Annotated in this window: 18 protein-coding genes and 4 pseudogenes; 14 read left to right on the forward strand and 8 right to left on the reverse strand. The window is 69.8% G+C overall.

The genetic code is table 11. The features are described 5' to 3' along the window. Positions 1 to 46: 46 nt before the first annotated feature. From ABZ833_RS42965 to ABZ833_RS42980, 4 genes and pseudogenes are all read left to right on the forward strand, one after another. Entirely contained in the window at positions 47 to 775 is a 729-nt protein-coding gene (locus ABZ833_RS42965; protein ID WP_361058897.1) for a GntR family transcriptional regulator, read from the forward strand. 488 nt (positions 776 to 1,263) lie between these two features. Further along, on the forward strand, positions 1,264 to 1,629 hold the full coding sequence (locus ABZ833_RS42970; RefSeq protein ID WP_361058899.1) for a VOC family protein: 366 nt from the start codon (positions 1,264 to 1,266) through the stop codon (positions 1,627 to 1,629). Between the two features lie 16 nt (positions 1,630 to 1,645). Beyond that, positions 1,646 to 1,915 carry a DUF1905 domain-containing protein gene (locus ABZ833_RS42975; RefSeq protein WP_361058957.1) on the forward strand — a complete coding sequence of 90 codons (270 nt, stop codon included), beginning with the start codon at positions 1,646 to 1,648 and terminating at the stop codon, positions 1,913 to 1,915. A gap of 83 nt (positions 1,916 to 1,998) precedes the next feature. Next, positions 1,999 to 2,195, forward strand: a pseudogene (locus ABZ833_RS42980) (IS630 family transposase); the annotation flags it as partial. 460 nt (positions 2,196 to 2,655) lie between these two features. Here ABZ833_RS42980 and ABZ833_RS42985 read toward each other — a convergent pair. Beyond that, positions 2,656 to 3,234, reverse strand: coding sequence for a TetR/AcrR family transcriptional regulator (locus tag ABZ833_RS42985; protein ID WP_361058901.1), 579 nt, complete (start codon positions 3,232 to 3,234; stop codon positions 2,656 to 2,658). Positions 3,235 to 3,325: 91 nt separating this feature from the next. On the opposite strand from ABZ833_RS42985, the gene ABZ833_RS42990 reads away from it, so the two are divergent. Further along, a complete protein-coding gene (locus tag ABZ833_RS42990; RefSeq protein WP_361058903.1) occupies positions 3,326 to 3,772 on the forward strand; it encodes a DUF1772 domain-containing protein in 447 nt (148 codons plus the stop codon). A 167-nt stretch (positions 3,773 to 3,939) separates the two neighbouring features. Here ABZ833_RS42990 and ABZ833_RS42995 read toward each other — a convergent pair. Continuing rightward, a pseudogene (locus tag ABZ833_RS42995) lies at positions 3,940 to 4,080 on the reverse strand (IS5/IS1182 family transposase); the annotation flags it as partial. 221 nt (positions 4,081 to 4,301) lie between these two features. On the opposite strand from ABZ833_RS42995, the gene ABZ833_RS43000 reads away from it, so the two are divergent. Further along, a complete protein-coding gene (locus ABZ833_RS43000) occupies positions 4,302 to 4,712 on the forward strand; it encodes a VOC family protein (RefSeq protein WP_361058905.1) in 411 nt (136 codons plus the stop codon). Between the two features lie 541 nt (positions 4,713 to 5,253). Here ABZ833_RS43000 and ABZ833_RS43005 read toward each other — a convergent pair. Beyond that, complete coding sequence (locus tag ABZ833_RS43005) at positions 5,254 to 6,120, reverse strand: methyltransferase domain-containing protein (protein ID WP_361058907.1); 867 nt, start codon at positions 6,118 to 6,120, stop codon at positions 5,254 to 5,256. Between the two features lie 137 nt (positions 6,121 to 6,257). On the opposite strand from ABZ833_RS43005, the gene ABZ833_RS43010 reads away from it, so the two are divergent. The 6 genes and pseudogenes from ABZ833_RS43010 (at position 6,258) to ABZ833_RS43035 (ending at position 10,249) form a co-directional block, all read left to right on the forward strand. After that, the gene (locus ABZ833_RS43010) at positions 6,258 to 6,842 is read left to right on the forward strand and encodes a TetR/AcrR family transcriptional regulator (RefSeq protein WP_361058909.1); all 585 of its coding nucleotides are present in this window, start codon (positions 6,258 to 6,260) and stop codon (positions 6,840 to 6,842) included. 76 nt (positions 6,843 to 6,918) lie between these two features. Beyond that, a complete protein-coding gene (locus tag ABZ833_RS43015; protein WP_361058911.1) occupies positions 6,919 to 7,785 on the forward strand; it encodes a GNAT family N-acetyltransferase in 867 nt (288 codons plus the stop codon). Positions 7,786 to 7,914: 129 nt separating this feature from the next. Further along, positions 7,915 to 8,292, forward strand: a pseudogene (locus ABZ833_RS43020) (transposase); the annotation flags it as partial. 182 nt (positions 8,293 to 8,474) lie between these two features. After that, positions 8,475 to 8,918, forward strand: a complete 444-nt coding sequence (locus ABZ833_RS43025) for a VOC family protein (protein WP_361058913.1) — start codon at positions 8,475 to 8,477, stop codon at positions 8,916 to 8,918. A gap of 166 nt (positions 8,919 to 9,084) precedes the next feature. Continuing rightward, a pseudogene (locus ABZ833_RS43030) lies at positions 9,085 to 9,315 on the forward strand (transposase); the annotation flags it as partial. Positions 9,316 to 9,511: 196 nt separating this feature from the next. After that, the gene (locus ABZ833_RS43035; RefSeq protein WP_361058915.1) at positions 9,512 to 10,249 is read left to right on the forward strand and encodes a dienelactone hydrolase family protein; all 738 of its coding nucleotides are present in this window, start codon (positions 9,512 to 9,514) and stop codon (positions 10,247 to 10,249) included. 142 nt (positions 10,250 to 10,391) lie between these two features. On the opposite strand, the gene ABZ833_RS43040 is transcribed toward ABZ833_RS43035, so the two are convergent. Beyond that, positions 10,392 to 10,865 (reverse strand): hypothetical protein, encoded by a 474-nt coding sequence (locus ABZ833_RS43040; protein ID WP_361058917.1) that lies wholly within the window; start codon positions 10,863 to 10,865, stop codon positions 10,392 to 10,394. Between the two features lie 489 nt (positions 10,866 to 11,354). Here ABZ833_RS43040 and ABZ833_RS43045 point away from each other — a divergent pair, with 489 nt between their 5' ends. Then, on the forward strand, positions 11,355 to 11,606 hold the full coding sequence (locus tag ABZ833_RS43045; protein WP_361058919.1) for a hypothetical protein: 252 nt from the start codon (positions 11,355 to 11,357) through the stop codon (positions 11,604 to 11,606). A gap of 3 nt (positions 11,607 to 11,609) precedes the next feature. Then, positions 11,610 to 11,987 (forward strand): toxin Doc, encoded by a 378-nt coding sequence (locus ABZ833_RS43050; protein WP_361058921.1) that lies wholly within the window; start codon positions 11,610 to 11,612, stop codon positions 11,985 to 11,987. A gap of 148 nt (positions 11,988 to 12,135) precedes the next feature. Here ABZ833_RS43050 and ABZ833_RS43055 read toward each other — a convergent pair whose 3' ends face one another. The 4 genes from ABZ833_RS43055 to ABZ833_RS43070 all read right to left on the reverse strand — a co-directional run bounded on the left by ABZ833_RS43055 (position 12,136) and on the right by ABZ833_RS43070 (position 16,142). After that, on the reverse strand, positions 12,136 to 12,597 hold the full coding sequence (locus ABZ833_RS43055) for a hypothetical protein (protein ID WP_361058923.1): 462 nt from the start codon (positions 12,595 to 12,597) through the stop codon (positions 12,136 to 12,138). 692 nt (positions 12,598 to 13,289) lie between these two features. Next, positions 13,290 to 15,248: a HEAT repeat domain-containing protein gene (locus ABZ833_RS43060; RefSeq protein WP_361058925.1), complete on the reverse strand. Its 1,959-nt coding sequence runs from the start codon at positions 15,246 to 15,248 to the stop codon at positions 13,290 to 13,292. Then, positions 15,249 to 15,935, reverse strand: a complete 687-nt coding sequence (locus ABZ833_RS43065; RefSeq protein ID WP_361058927.1) for an SAVMC3_10250 family protein — start codon at positions 15,933 to 15,935, stop codon at positions 15,249 to 15,251. A 3-nt stretch (positions 15,936 to 15,938) separates the two neighbouring features. Beyond that, positions 15,939 to 16,142: a DUF397 domain-containing protein gene (locus ABZ833_RS43070; RefSeq protein ID WP_361058929.1), complete on the reverse strand. Its 204-nt coding sequence runs from the start codon at positions 16,140 to 16,142 to the stop codon at positions 15,939 to 15,941. Between the last annotated feature and the right edge of the window lie 152 nt (positions 16,143 to 16,294).

The following is a 16,294-nucleotide window of genomic DNA, read 5'->3' on the forward strand; positions in this document are numbered from 1 at the left end:
AGGACGTAGCTTGAGGAGGTGCAAACCCGAGGAGGTGCAACCAGGCATGAGTGATCAGGGCAAGGTGTCCCCGGCCCGCCGCCGCGGCCTGTCGGACGAGGTCGCAGACCGGATCCGGGAGGCCATCTTCAGCGGGGTCTACGCCCCCGGCGCCCAGCTGCGCGAGGTGGAACTGTCCGCCACGATGGACGTCAGCCGCGGCCCGGTACGTGAAGCGCTGCGCGTACTGGAGCGCGAGGGGCTGGTCCACTGCGCGTGGCACCGCGGGACGACAGTGACGACGGTGTCCGCTGAGGATGTCGCGGAGCTCGACAGCCTGCGTGGCGCACTGGAAGACCTGGCTGTCCGCCAAGTGATCACACGCGCCTCGGACGAGGACCTCGCATCCCTCGCCAAGGCGGCCGAGGTCATGAAGCACGTGATGGACGCCCACGAGATGGTGCGCCTGGACATCGCCTTCCACGACGCCGTCTTCGCCGCCGCCGGCCACCAGCGCCTCGCCGACGCGTGGGACGGCATCCGCTGCCAGGTCCACCTGTTCCTGCTGACCCGGATCAACCTCAGCACCGACGGATACCTCGGCTGCATCCCGCAAGAACACCACGGGCTGGTGACCGCGCTGCGCTCCCGCGACACCGAAACCGCGCTCGACCTCTTCGCCGCACACCGTCGCCACGCCGTCGACGTAGTGACCGCGAACGCCGACCCGAACGCGGTCGTGGGGGAGATGCCGAACAGACCTACGTTCGCAACGCCGCACGCCGGCACCGAATAACGCCGGAGAACCTCGGTACAGTGCGCGCCGGTCTCGGCCCGCGCGCCTTGCAGACCGTCTGGCCCGACCCGACCCCGGACGTCGGCGCCGTCCTCGCCGCATGTCCCCAGGAGGAATCCGTCGACTTCGTCTGGGAGGCGCAGGACGGGACGATCAGCCACGCGATCGTCGACGACACCGACTACCAGGACCTCAGCGCCCACGTGGCCGATGCCCGCGCCGCCTGCGCGCCCGGTGGTGACCGGGTTCGCGCGCCGGGCGAGCCAGCAGGCGCTGTCCATCGAAGTTGTCCTGCCAGGCCAGATGTCGTGCTCAGTCACACGACTGTGACCGGGTGCGATAGGTGGCCCTTGCATGACCTAGTGCCGCATCAGGCGACGTTCGCCCTGTTGACGAGGCCCTGTCCGGTCGAACTTCGTGGCCAGCGATGAGTTACCCCATCGGCCTCCGTCTTACCTGGTGAACGCCAAGGAAGAGGAGGCCAGGGGATGAGCAGGACCACCCACATCACACAGGTGGCCACGGTCGGGATTCGCGTCACCGACCAGCAGAAGGCAATGGAGTTCTACGTCGGTGAGCTCGGTTTCGAATTACGCCGGGACGTACCCTTCGGCGACGGGCGCTGGATCGAGGTGGCACCGCCTGGGGCGACGACGACTGTCGCGCTCGTTCCCGAAGGGGTCCCGGCTGGCATCCGCCTTACGACCCGGGACGCCGACGCCGACCACGCGGACCTGCGCGCACACGGCGTCGATGCGGACGCAGAGGTCGTGCGGATGGGGCCCGCAGTGCCGCCCATGTTCGCCCTGCGCGACCCGGACGGCAACAACCTCATTCTCATCGAAAGCTCCTGAACAGGCGGAATCCATGATGGACAAGCAGTTCACCGCGACCCTGCAGAAGAGCCCGAACAAGGGCGGCTGGACCTACGTCGTGTGGCCCGAGTCGGCCGAGTTCTTCGGAACCCGCGGCCTGGTGAAGGTCCGGGGCACCATCGACGGGCACCCGTTCAACAGTTCGTTCATGGCCTTGGGGGACGGCACGCACAAGCTGCCTGTGAAGGCGGACGTGCGCAAGGCGATCGGCAAGGAGGAAGGGGACACTGTGACCGTCCGCCTGGAGGAGCGGGTGGATGCCTGACATCCGGAATGATTGCCCTTGCCGTGATGTGACGCGCCGTCTGGATTGATCTCCCAGTCGGTTGGCCCCGGCACGATGTGCCGGTGGCAGAGCGAGTACGCGTTCGTGAGATCGATGACGACGAAGGCGGCGCCTGCTGCGGATCATCCGCAGGGGCACGGGATCGGTGGTGACCTGGCGGCGGGCACCGCGGCGGGCACCGCGGGACTCGCTCTACTCGAAGTGCAAAGGGGGTCGAACCAGGGCCTTCACGCCGTCCGAACGCCGGGAGGTCAAGCAGACCCCGAACAACCGACACCGAAGCAGGCCGCGCCTCCGGCCGGGTCCAGCAGGCGTGGGACCTCGACCTCTTGCCGTATGACACCTGCCACCCGCATCCACCGCCCGAGAACTGAGCATGGCGGTTGGCGGATTGGCACGACAGCTGGCGGACTGCGCGCCGCGGGCGGGGACGTTGGGTCGGAGGCCGTGGAGTCTGCGCTGCAGTCGGACGCGGCGTGCGCCTTGGCTCCGCGCAAGGCTCGGCCTGGGGCGTGCTGTGGCCTGACTTCTCCGAGTGCTCTAGGGCGCGTATCGAGCCGTGATCAATGAGCACCGCAGCTTCCGGTCCGGGTGCCCCGTCGGGGGTACGGGACCGGCGATCTGCGGCTGCGCCGTGCGGGCGCGAGTGACCGGAAGCGATGCCGCGGGCAGGCAACCGGGCCCGAGGACCCCGGCCGTGTGCCATCCGGGACGGTGCGTCAGAGCATGGCGAGCCGGTCCACCAGCAGCTCCGTCCTGCGCTCGGCGTCCTCCGGCGGGAGCCGTCCCGCTCGGGTCAGGGTGGCCAGGCCGTGCAGGGACGCCCAGAACGTCTCGGTGAACAGCTCCGGGCGCACGCCGTCCCCGGCGACCTCGCTGAGGCACTCCAGCAGCGCGGCGAAGGCGTCCTTCAACGGTTCGGGGGTGTCCTCCTGCGCGTACGCCAGGCCGCCGTCGAGCTGGAACAAGGCGTCGTAGACCGCCGGGTTGCGCTCGGCGAAGTCGAGGTAGGCGCGCGCCAGAGCGGCGACCCGTTCGCGCGGGCCGTCCGCGCCGGAGGTCGCGTCACGCATGGCCGCGGCCATCTCCGTGGCGCCTTCCAGGGCGACGGCGCCGATGATCTCGCGTTTGCCGCGGAAGTGGCTGTAGAGGACGGGCTGGCTGTACTCGATGCGCTCGGCGAGCTTGCGGGTGGTGACCGCGTCCCAGCCCTGCTGCTCGGCGAGTTCGCGGGCCGTCGCCACGATGAGGCGCTCGCGCTCCGCCCGTTCGCGCTGCTTGCGTTCCTGTACCGACATGATTCGATCCTAGCATCGCTAGACAATCGAGCGGCAGTAGTACTAGCGTTGCCTCGACAGCTAGCAACACTAGATTCCTGGAGAGGTCATCATGCTCGATGCACTTGAGGTCGTCACCATCGTGGTCGTCGGCGTGATGGTGGGGGTGGAGTTCTCCGTCCCCTTCTTCAGCAACCCGATCCTCAACGCACTCCCCGGCGACAACGGCCTGCACGGCCGCGTCCACGGGGCCCGACTGGGCGGCGCCGTGATGCCGTTCTGGTACATCGGCTCGCTCGTCCTCGTCGGGGCCTGGGCCGTCGCCGGATGGGACGACGACGGCACCGGCCTCGTCGTGACCGCCGCCGCGCTGCTGATCGTCAGCGTGCTCATGTCGATCCTGGTACTCGTCCCGATCAACAACCGGGTCAAGACGTGGACCGCCGGCAGCCGGCCGGCCGACTGGAAGGAGCAGATGAAGCGCTGGGACCGCTGGCACTACGTCCGCGTCGCCGTCATCATCGCCGCCTTCGCCTGCCTGGCGGCCGCCCTCACCTGAACCCGCGGGCCGGCGCGGCGCCGGTAGCGCACAATCCCCACTCCCCGGGCGGCAGTTGGCCACCGAAATCCCGATGTCCGGGCATGCGGCTGCCGCGGAGAGTCCACACGTGCGATCCCGACAAGCTACGCCCCCCGATCACCTGCGCGGCTCTCGGCTCTGGCTCGGAGCTCGGCGTCGTGGTCGCCGGGGCGTCCTCCTTTGCGGCCCTTCCTCTTCCGGTTGGCGGCCTGGTCCCGTTTCTCCGGGATGACAGCCTTGATGTCGCACCTGCGCAAGTGGGAGCGGTTGCCGAGGGAGGAGTCCGCGGGAGGAGTACGCCTTGTCCCCGGCGCAGAGTCCGGCTGAAGGCGACGGGCGATGGGGCTTCGCCGCCCGCAGGCGCGAGCCACTGGCGCGGAGGTAGGCGATCCGGATCGACGGTCGGCGACACGGAACGGACGTGCACCCGGCCGTACTCAGTGCCCGCTTGAGAAGTTGCTCAGGGACTGTCTCGAAGTCGAGTGTGAGCCTGTGCCAAGATCGCGGCATGCTGCGACTCACCGATTTCATTATCGACTGCCCGGACACGATGAAGTTGGCGGCTTTCTACTCGGAGGTGACGGGCCGTCCGGTCAAGGAAGGCAGCTCCGAGGACTGGGCCGGCATCCAGTTCGGCGAGATCGAGCTGGCCTTCATCCGAGTGGACGACTACCGCGCTCCGCAGTGGCCCGACAGCGAGCACCCCAAGCAGTTCCACCTCGACTTCGAAGTGGACGAGATCGAGTCCGAGCAGCGCCGCGTCCTCGACCTCGGCGCGACGCTGAGGCAGGACTTCATCGGCCCCAACGGCTATGGCTGGCAGGTCTACACCGACCCGATCGGCCACCCCTTCTGCCTGTGCCGGAACAAGGGCGTCATCTGGACCGACCAGGGCCCGATGTGGCCCAAGCGCGACTAGGTTCTGTCTCTCTGGCCGGTCAGGGTCTGGGGGTGGATCGTTCCGGCTCGCTCTGGACGGGTGGCATCCGTCCGCCGACAGTGGCCTCGCAGCTCTGGTGCTCGTGGGGCGGGGCAGCTGCCAGCCTGGTAGCGGCTCCCCTCCGCTGGGACCCGAGCACGTTCCCGCTGACGCCCTGGCGAAGGGATACAGGCTGGTGACCGGCAAGTCGTGCACGGGGCATCAACCACGGCCTCAACGTCTTTGACCCCGACAGCTACGACAACCCCCATCCCCTTCCAGATCGCCCATCCGGCCGGAAAGGTGATCGCCGTGTGCGATGTCCCGGCATGGAAGCACCCCATCACCGTCGCCGACGTCAGCGGCAGCGCACAGCGCGCACCGTCCCGCCGACCGTCCGCGAACAGGCCCTGGCCCACCTTGGAACTGGAGAGCATCCCCACCCGGCCCGCGCCGTAAAACCGTTGGAAGGGACCGATCACCCCCAGCAAGCAACGTCCAACCGGCGCGTGCTGGAGCTGGCCATCAGCGGCAAGGCGACCTAGGGCCTGTCCGACGGGTCGGCTGGGCGGTCTGCGGTGACCAGCCACGACGTGCTGCGCAGCCGGACCATGCCGTCCGCCGCCTCGTGGCCGCGCAGATGGTCCGTCAGGGCGCGGCGGGCGAGGGCCCGTGCAGTCGCGTCGGCCTGCTCCATCAGGTGGCGACCGGGGCCCGTTTCCAGCAGGAACTCCGCCGCGTCCTCGGCTCGGTCTCCCCATGTCCCGTAGGCCTGCGTCTGGTTGATGGTGATGCCGGTGAATCCAGCCGTGGTGAGGACGTCGCGGATACGGTCCGGGGCGGCCAGGGAGAACATGCCGGGCAGCCCCGGCTGCCCGAAGTCGCCGACCGGGAGGAAGCCGCGCAGTGCTGCCATCGCCGCCACCCAGTCATTGAGCGTGGCATCGGCCGGGCAGACGAATGCCAGGCGCCCGCCGGGTCGCAGCGTCCGGCCGATGTTGCCGAAGGCCGCTACGGGGTCGGCGAAGAACATCACCCCGTAGCGGCTGATCGCCGAGTCGAACGCGCCCGCCTCGAAGGGGTGTGTCTGCGCGTCGCCTTGTGTGAAGGAGGCGTTGGTGATGCCCTCTCGCTCTGCGCGGGCCCGGGCCTCGGCCAGCATCGGGCCGGACAGGTCGAGGCCCAGCGCGCGCCCTTGGGGTGCCCGGAGTGCGGCGAGGCGCGTGGTCTGCCCGGTGCCGCAGCCGAGGTCGAGGGTCCGGTGGTCCCCGGTGATTCCGGCGGCGTCGAGGAGCGGATTGTTGAAGCCCTCGTTCACGGCGTTCCAGCGGTCCTGGTTGCGGGCCCAGTGGGCGCCTTCGGGGCCGTTCCATGCCTGTGCCTGCTCGGTGTTGATGATGTCTGGCACGGGTGCCTCCTGTGGTGGATGACGGAGAATGGGCGTGCGCCCAAACAGTATGGGCGCACGCCCATACTGGCAATCCCCGCTACTATCCGAGGGGTTGTGCGCCGTGAGGGCGGCGGAGGCGGAACGGAAGAGGGCCCATGTCACCGCGCGGAGTAGCGACGCCGGACGTACGCGAGCGGCTGTTCGCGGCCGCCGAGCGCGTCGTGGAAAGGGACGGGCCCGGTGCGCTCACCAGCCGGTCCGTCACGACCGAGGCAGGCTGCGCCAAGGGGCTGTTGCATGCGCACTTCGCGGGGTTCGACGAGTTCGTGGCCGAGTTCTGCCTCGACCGGTTCGCACGGACGGCCGCGAAGGCGCAGGCGCTGTCGGGGCTCGCTGGGCAGCGCACGGTGGCAGGGAATCTCGAGGACGTCGCCCTCGCACTGTTCGCCTCCGGCGGCCCCGCCATCTCAGGCCTCGCCATGACCCGCCCCGCCGCCGCGCTGCGCATCCGCGAGGCCCTGGAAGGAGGGGCGCCGGGCTTCACCGCGATCCAGGAGGCCATCACCGGCTACCTGAAGGACGAGCAGGGACTTGGCCGGGTGGCGGAGACCATCGACCCGTGCACGGTGGCCCTCGCCATCGTCGGCACCGCCCACCACCTCCTGATGACCAGTTGGCCGGGCACATCTGACCCGCGGCCCTCTATGACGCGCTTGGTGGCCGCGCTGGTGGACGGCTAGGGCGTGTCCTGTCGATCCGACTGGCTGAGTGAAAACCAGGTGCGGCCGGTCGCCGCGACGGTGTGAGATGCGGGACATGACGATCGTTTTGAACGAGCCGGGTGTTGACGGGCTGACGGGGGCCGTGGGTGCCCTCCGGGAATGGCAGGACGACCGTACGCCGCTGCAACTCCATCCGGGAGACTTCGGCTGGGCCTGGGCGCTGGGCGCGGAGAAGCTGGCCGCGGAGGTCCGTACCTGGAGCGTGGACGGACGGATCGTTGCCGTCGGATTTCTGGACGGCCCTGATGTGCTGCGCCTGACGACCGCGCCGGATCTGCGACAGGACGGTGAGCTGGCGCGACAGCTGCTGGCGGACCTCGATGATCCGGAGCGCGGGGTCCTGCCGCCCGGGAAGGTCGGCCTGGAACTCCCCAACGGCGCCCTGCTCCGCGAGGTCCTCTTGGAGGCGGGCTGGATTCTGGACGAGCCGTGGACGCCGCTGCGCCGCGACCTCGCCGAGCCGGTGAAGGACTCCGGCCTGCGCATCGAGGTGGCCGGTCCGGAGACGGCGGGGGTGCGGACCGCAGTGCACCGCTCGGCGTTCGGCGGCCAGAAGTTCACCGAGGAGGTCTGGCACGTCCTCGCGGCCGGGCCGGTCTATGCCGACGCCCGCTGTCTGATCGGCTACGACGACCAGGACAACGCGGTGGCCGCGGCGACGGTCTGGTCGGCCGGGCCCGGCAAGCCCGGTCTGCTGGAGCCGATGGGCGTGCACGCCGACCATCGCGGTCACGGCTACGGGACGGCGATCAGCGTCGCCGCTGCGGCGGCGCTGCGTGAAATGGGTGCGTCAAGCGCACTCGTCAGCACCCCGAACTCGAACGCTGCCGCCGTCGCCGCCTACAGGGCAGCTGGATACGAGCCGTCGTCCGAACGGCTGGACGTCAGCCGAGCCGCCTGAAAATGATCAGGCGGCGGTGTCCAGGCGCACGATGACGCGGTCGGGACGATCGAGTGGGCGGTGTCGGTCGACTCCACCATCGCCGGGCCCATCAGCATGCGGCAGGGGCCCCGAAAAAAGGGGGCTGTGGACGGGCGCGACCGTCCACTGTCGATCCTGCTGACGCCCGGACAGGCCGGTGACAACCCGCAGTTGGTGCCGCTACTGGAGGCGATCCAGGTGCCCCGGCTGGGGCCGGGGCGTCCCCGGTCGCGGCCGGATCGGGTCATCGCCGACAAGGCATGCTCGCATCCGTCTACCCGCGCCGAGCTACGCCGGCGCCGGATCGCCACCTCCATCCCCGAGCGTGCTGATCAGAAATCCCGGCACCGCGGCCGACCACCTTGCTTCGACCGCGACCGCGACCGCGACCGTGACCGTGACCGCGACCGCGACCTCTGCCACGACCGGAACGTAGTCGAACGCTGCTTCAACCGGCTCAAGCAATGGCGCGGTCTGGCCACCCGATAGGCCAAGCGCGCCGCGATCTACCGAGCCGAAGTCGTCATCGCCGCCATCATGATCTGGCTCCGCTGATCGACAGGACACGCCCTGGGCAGTGTCCGACGAGTCATGGCGTGTGGTAGGCAGCGGCCGGTTCCTGGGGCGACTCCGCCCTGCTTGTCAGAGGTGCGCAGTACCGTCCTGTCATGGCAGCCAGAATCGATCTGACCCTTGATTGCACGGACGCGCAGCTCCTTGCCGAGTTCTGGAAGACGGCCCTGGGGTACGTCGACGAGCCGCCACCCGCTCCCTACAGCACCCGCGAGGAGTGGCTCGCGCAGTTCAACCTCCCGGATGACGATTCCGTTGACGACGCCGCGTGGCTGTGCGATCCGGACGGCGTCGGCCCCCGGCTCTCCATTCTCAAGGTCCCTGAACCGAAAGCAGCGAAGAACCGACTGCACATCGACGTCCGGGTGCAGGGACATGGCAGTTCCGATGAGCGTTGGGCGCGGATCAAAGCGGAGGCCGAGCGCCTGGTCAAGGCGGGCGGGAGCGTCCTCAGCGAGGTCGACGAGCACCACATCGTGATGGCCGACCCGGAGGGCAACGAGTTCTGCGTCGCTGCGGCCTCGGCGCCTGCGGACTGACAAGGCGTGGCCCGCTTCCGCGGAAGGCCGCATTCGCCGCGTGACTGGGCCTACAGTTCACGTCGCAATCGCCGCTACCTGCGCAGGCGCCAGCCTGCCTCGGCGGTCACGAGAGCACCCAGAGCCGATGAAATTCGGATGCGAGACGGAGCCTGTCAAGGGCTGTCCCCGCAAGCGGTTCGGCAAGGACACGGCGCTCATCGTGGACGGCACCCTCGTCCCTACCCGCGACCACACGATCGCCGAACAACCCAAGAACTAGCGGTACTCCACCAACCACCAGGCCGTCATCGAAGCCGACACCCGCCTGGTCGCCGTGGTCGGCCGGTCACGGCCGGGCAACCGGAGCGACTGCAGGGCGTGGCAGGAATCCTGGGCCGGGGCCGCCATCGGTGAGAACCCATCCTCAAACCGGTGAGAGGCCTGACCGAGATACGGGTCAAAGGGGCAACGGGATGGATAGCTGCCGTGGGTACGAGGTTTGTGACCGTTCTTGTGAGCCCTCGCCGTATTTCAGTGGGGATACCCGCGCTGCTCTGCCAGCGGCAGAACAGCGGCCGGACCGGGCTCGACGATCACTACAGTCCAGTCTCATGACGACGATTACGACGCGTACGGTCGAGTACCCGGCCGACGGTTTGACGATGATCGGGCACCTCGCGCTCCCGGCCGGTGTCGACCGCCGGCCCGCGGTGCTGCTCGGACCAGAGGGCACGGGGCTCAGCGACGTCGAGCGCCGCCGGGCCGATGCTCTCGCCGAGCTGGGATACATAGCGCTGGCCTTCGACCTCCACGGCGGGCGCTATTTGAGCGACCCCGAGGAGATGCTGGCCCGTTGCATGCCACTGCTCGCTGATCCCGACCGGATGCGGAGCATCGGCCATGCAGCGCTCGACGTGTTGCGCACCGAACCGCGGACCGACCCCGACCGGATCGCCGCCGTCGGCTACGGCACCGGGGGAGCCGTCGGGCTGGAACTGGGGCGCGACGGCGCCAACTTGCGCGCGATCGGCACAGTCAACGCAACTACCACGGGCCGACCGGGCGAGGCAGCCCGTATTCGCTGCCCGGTGTGGGCCGGGGTCGGGTCGGAAGACCCGATCATGCCGCCCGCGCAACGGAACGCGTTCACCGCTGAGATGCAGGACGCGGGCGTCGACTGGCGCCTCGCGGTCTACGGTGGCGCCTTGCACGCCTTCCACCACCCGCCGGTCGATCACCCCACTGTCCCCGGCGTCGGCTACCACCCACAGCACGCGCAGCGAGCCTGGCGCGACGTCGTCGACCTGCTCGCCGAGTGCCTGCCCGTGACGGAGGATCTGGGGGCATGACCCAGGCAAGGTCGGGCGCGGGCCTCGGCCGCCGCCGTTGTTCTTCGCGGCCACGACCCCGGCGAGGTCGGCCTCTTGCGGTCGATCGCGTTATGCCCCAGGGGTAAGTTCACGTAAGTCCGCAGGTCCTGGCTTGAGAGGACTAGGTTGCGCGGGGTAGTCCAAGAGCAACCAAGAGGGCTGAGGAGAGCTCTTCCGCGAACAGCGCCGATCCGGTGAGCGTGTGCCGGATGGCTTCCTCATCGGGCGTCAGTCCGGCAGCAGTTGACCAGGCGAGGGCGCCGGTCACGGCGGGTTCGATGGGGAAGTGCTCCAGCGGTATCTCGTAGCTCTCCGCCATCTCGCGGTTGAGCAGGCCCTCCCAGCCGACGCCGTCCGGCGTGAGGGCCTCGATGAACCCCACATCGCTGTCGTGGAAGGACACCATGACCGCCGGTGTCCCGGTTCTCTGGACGAGGGCCGACAGGCTGCGCTGTCCGGCGTCGGCGAAGTCCGTCACCTGCCAGCCCTCCGCCAACGCCTCCGTGTCGTCGATGCCCGTGAACCCGGCTTCCCGCATGAGGCCGTGCAGTTCCCCTGTGGCTCGGGTCGTCAATGATCCGCCTGAGTTTCCCATGGTCGGCAAGCTAGCGGATGCCTCTGACAAGCCAGCCCGTGCCGCTCAGACACCAGCAAGGGAGGCCGCGACGACGGAACCTGGCGGCCGTTGTCGGTCGAGTTCCTGGGGCGCTCGTTGGGGGCGCTCGTTGGGATGGGAGCAGGGCGTCTTCGGCGGCGAACTGGACGTCCGTCAGCCGTTCGTAGTCGCCCACGGACAGCTCCCAAGTGCGCAGCACTCTTTCGAGGCCGTCACGGACACTGTCGACGTAGGAAGCGTTGCACGCGTGCAGCGTGGGGCGCAGATACCCCCGGACGTCCGGGGCCTGCTCCATATTCAGGTAGGTCCTGATGAAGCGCTCAAGCTCGCTGGTCACGGCTGCTCCTGTAGGAGACGGCGGCTGCGGCACCGGGCCGGGAGACCCGGTTACTTTGCTGGGTACCTCATTCTGTAGCCTCTGACCTGCATATATTTACGCAGTGGTACCGGGGCGGTACCGTTTGGGGCATGCCCGCTCTCAATGTGGAATTCAGCGACCAGGAGCTCGAGGAACTGCGCGCCCTGGCCCAGGAACGCGGCACCACCATGAAGGCCGTCGTCCGCGAGGCGACCGCAGACAAGATCACCCGTCACCGGGCCCTGCGGGAAGCCGCCGAGGTCTTCCAGGCCACCTTCCGCAACCCGGACCTGGCCGCCGCCATCGAGGCCGCCGGAATCGACGACGGGCCCGCCCCCCATGCGTCGGGACGGGCTGCCTGACCCATGGCACCGGTCCTGCACATCGATGTGCCCTGGCTGCTGCAACAGCACGAAGCGGCCCTGCCCCAACAGCCGATGGTCTCTGACTTCTCCGCGCTCGTCGCGGCCGTGGCCCGACACCGCGTCGACCCGCCCCGCCTCGGCTACGACTCCGACCCGTCCTGGCGCGCAGCGGCGCTCCTGCAGACCCTCGCCCTGCTGCGGCCCCTGCCGGCCTACAACGTCCGCTTCGCCTGCGCGACCGTCATCGCCTACATGCACGCCTCCGGACAGGGCCTCGACGCCCCCTATGGGGAACTCGTCGACCTCACCCAGCAGTTGATGACCGCCAAGGCGGACGTCTTCACCGCGGCCGACCAGATCCGCTCCTGGAGGATCTAGGAACCTGGTCGTCGGATGAACAGGAGGAACCCGCCCCCGGCGACAACGAGCCGTCGTCCGCCCAGGGCCCTCTACACGGCGCCCTCGGCACCGCGGCTCGTTCCTATGCCCTCCAGCACGCCCGTTGTGGCGAGAGTGCCCTTGCAGCTCAGGGACGCGGGGGGAGGGAAGAGAGGACCTTCTTCCTGTCCTTGTCCTCCCCGACGGCCACGTAAAGGGTCTTGTCTGCCTTCGGCCCTTCGATGGCAGAGAGGGAACCGCGGGGCTTGGAAGGGGTTGCGGTGTCCCGCGACGCGTACTCGATGACCATGGCGTTCCTGCCGCAGGACACCGAGGCCCACGGCTTGGAGGCTCCGGAGCCGGTTGCCGAGGACTTCAGATACGGACCGGCAGTAAACCGGTTGCTGCCCTGATCGTCGTTCTTGGGCATAGCCGTGTCGAGAGAGAGCACCGGGTGCTTCTCGTCGTCGGAGCGAATCACCTGGAGGCCGCACCGGTGGCCCTCGGTATAGGCGATGAGCCGGTCCGCGCCCCTGCGGAGCTCCCCGACGGCCCGCCGATCGGCGGAGGGGCGCGCGGCGTCAAGGGCAGCGAACGGATCGCCGCTCACACTGATCTCAGGTGCCTTCTGCAAACGGGAGGCCTGGTCCGGCGATGGCGCCGCGGATGAGGGGGCACTCGACGCGCCCTCCCCGCCCGCGCACGCCGCGCATGAGATGACGAGCGTGGCGGGCGGCGGCAGCAGCACCGCCTCAGCGGCCCTCGCCCAGGCACGAGCGCTCAAGCTCAGCCCTCGTAGGCGACGTCCCGCTGCAAAGACTGGGCGGCAAGGCGGCTCCGTGATCGGCATCGGCATGGCATGGCATGGCACTGATCATCACGCCGACCGGCAAGGTCCTGCGCGCCTCCGTCACACGGAACGCGATCCCCGAGGCGAGGAGCCACGACCAACTCCGTGACACTTGCCCAGCACGCGCCCAGCACGCGCCCAGCAAGGATCGGTCACCCCTGTCCAAGGCCGCGTGCACCGCCGCGCACAGCGCTTCGCCTGTGCGCGGCAGGTCGGCGCGTCCAGCCGCAACTTCGGCCTGCGGATCCGGTCCCACACTGTCGCGGCGAGCGTGTAGTACGTGTAGTACGCGTAGTAGGAGAACTGGTCGAAGCAGATCTGCACTTCACCGCGTCGAAGTGCCCGGTGCCGTCGGCCGACCAGCGCGCGGGGGTGGCGAATGCCCGCTGCCTGTGAGTGGCTGCCCGCCCGTCTCTCCCGGCTGCCGTCAGGCGCGCCTGGAAACCTCGTGATTACAGCCCCAGCCGGACCCCTCGGGCCTCGGCGATGACGTCCAGCGCCTCGACGTGCCACCCGTAGAGGTGCGCGGCCGTGAGGCAGTGGGCCAGCACGCGCTCGTGTGCCTCGTCGGTGTTGATCCGCAGCAGGCCGCGCACGGCAGCCTCCCGCGTATGCGGGTGCACGTCGGCATCGAGCAGCGCCGCCAGGGGCTCGACGCAGTCGGGTGTGCCCCGTTCACTCAGCGCGGCGGACGCGGCCCTCTGGGTCGGGGGCGCCGCCGCAAGCCGCCCCAGGGCAGCCGTCGCCTCGGCCTCTGGGCGGGCGGCGAGCGCCGCGACAAGCTGGTCTGCCACATCCTCGCTTACGTCGTCCGCGAGCCGGACGAGGATGGGCAGGCCCGGGGCGCCGATCCGGCCCAGGGCGCGCACGGCGGCCCGTGCGACGTCGGGCTCGGGGCCGTGCGCGACGACCTCCTCGAGCGCCCGGGCCGCCGCCAACACCGGGAACCCGCCCAGCGCCGTCACCGCACGCCCCCGTATCGCCTCGTGCGGGGAGCGGGCGCAGGCCAGCACCACCGGCAGCGTGTCCGGTGCGCCGATCAGGCCGAGGGCCCGCACGGCACGGGCGCGTACGGTGCCGGGCTGCTCCTCGTTCTCGGCCAGGGCCGCGAGCGGCGCGGCTCCCGCCAGGAGCCGAAGGGCCCCGAGCGCGTCCGCGACGGAGGTGCGCACCGCCGTCGGGGCTGTGTCGTCCGCCAGGGCGGCCAGGAGCGACGGTACGGCGGCCGCGTACCGGGCCGCCCCCAATGCCCGGGCTGCGCTGCCCCGTTGACTCGCTGGCCGGTCCGTGTCGGCGAGCAGGGCCAGGACCTCCCGCAGCGGTGGCTTGTGCAGGCCGGCGAGCAGGTCCGGCACCGCGTCGCCGATCCGCGTGTCGCCCAAGGCCTCAAGCAAGGCCGCCTTCGCCCCGGCCCTCGCGCAGGCGGCGAGGGCCCGGGCGGCAGCCCGGCGCACGGTCGGTGCTGCCGCTTCCCGTAGGTGGTGCCGGAGCAGGGCAACGTACGCGTCCTGGCCGGGCGCGTCTACGCCGAAGAGGCCGGGGGCCTCCGCGACGCGGTCGCAGACGGCGGCCACGGCGTGCGGCGGGCACGCTGCATCGTGCGGTGAGTGTGCCGCCGCGCGGAGCACACCCCACAGGTGCTCCCGGCCGTCCTCGGTCCTGGAGAGCAGGGCGGTCGCGAGGCGGCCCGTCTCGGGGTCCGGGTCGCGCTGCGTCTCGCGCAGGACCTCTTCGGCGGACGGGTAGCGGCGTCCGGGCGGCCAGGCGGCGGCGCGCAGCGCGTGCAGCGCCCTGACCGCGGCCCGGCGCAGGTGTGTGTCCGAGGCGGATGAGTGCGCGAGGACGAGGAGCGCGGAGGCCGCGCGCGGGTCGCCGATCGCGCCGAGCGTGCGCACTATGTGTTCGGCGTGGTCGGGCAGGTAGTGCCAGAGCGAGGCGAGGAGCGGTGTCACCGCCTCGCGCGGGCGCAGCTGGGCCAGCGCGTCGAGCACCAGCACGGCCGTGTACCTGTAGCCGTCCATCGCCACTTGGTCGAGTACATCGAGCAGTCCGCGCACGGCCTCCGGCCCGCCGATGGCGGCCAGCGCCCCGCACGTGGGCCGGTCCAGTTGTGCGCTGCCCTGCCGCTCCTCGGCCAGCAGCCGCAGCAGTTCCGGCACCGCGCGTTGCTCCCGCAGCCGCCCCAGTGCCGCGGCGGCCTGCCACCGCAGCCCGGGATACGGCTCGTCCTTCCGTCGCAGACAGGCGAAGAGCGCCTCGACGGCCTCCGGTGACCCCGTGCTGCTGCCCAGCATTGCAGTGGCCGTCACCGCGACGTGATGGTCAGTGGACCGTGTGGCCCGGCACAGGCCCGCGACATCGCCCTCCATGCGCATCCGTACCAGCTCGGCCTGCGACGCCGCCTGCCTCACTCACGCCTCCCCGTCGTCCCCGGGCTTCCGGTCCGACATCGCCACATACATGGGTGTCCCGATGACGACCGCCAGCTCCCGCCCGTCCTCCCGCATCACGGTGCCGCGCATCAACTGCCGGGCCAGGAACTCGCAGTGGACCGGCGGCACCGTCAACGCCTCGGCGCACTGGGCGACTTCGCGCATGAGGGAGTAGCTGTCCGTGCCGAACCCACGGCCCCGCCAGCGCACATTCATCTGGGGCTCCCACTCGGGCGGGAAGTCCCGCAGCAGTCCGAACATGGATGGCAGCCCCGAGAAGCCGACCTTGGGCATGTCGGGCGCGACCTGGTAGCCGATCAGGTGGTGGGCCGACCCGATGAGTGCGACCAGCGTGTCACCGTCCGCGCCCATCATCAGCGTCGGACCGTTCGCGTCGCCATACCCCGCGATCCGCAACGCCAGGTCGCCACGGAACCAGGCTGTCGGCTCCGACATCCAGCTGACGTCGAACTCCCTCTCCAGGTAGGTCTCTACGAGGTCCAGCCGGTCGTAGGCACTCGTGTCGGTACGCGACGACTGCACAGCCACGCTCACGACCTTCAGGTCGACCTTCGCCTCGACTGCGAGCCGCCGCAGGAGCTTCGGCGGGATCTGCCCGTACAACATGTCCACCTTGGCGGTAGAGACGTAGATGTAGTACCGCACGTGTCAGCTGCTCTCAGGGGTGGCGACCCGGGGCAGGGAGAGGGAGGCGGACCATGTCGTCGGGGTGACGGTGAGGCGTCCTCGACCGAGGGCCTTGGAGTCGCGGATGTGGCTGGTGGTGGGCGTGGGTGCCATTTCGCGGCAGTTGCCGTCGCCGCTGCCGCAGTAGCTGGACTTGAACCACTCAAGTCCGGTGCTTTCGCTCATCGCTCTCCTAGCGGCCGGTGCAACAGGCGCTTTGTGCCTAGCCGTTGAGGGTTTTGGTCCGCAGCATTCCATACGTGCGGGCCAAGACCGCCGCTTCGCCCAGGGGCGGTGATCAGACGAGTGAAACATACCGGGCACCAGGCGCGTCGTGT

The organism is Streptomyces sp. NPDC047525 (genome assembly GCF_040643025.1).
Lineage (GTDB): Bacteria > Actinomycetota > Actinomycetes > Streptomycetales > Streptomycetaceae > Streptomyces > Streptomyces durmitorensis.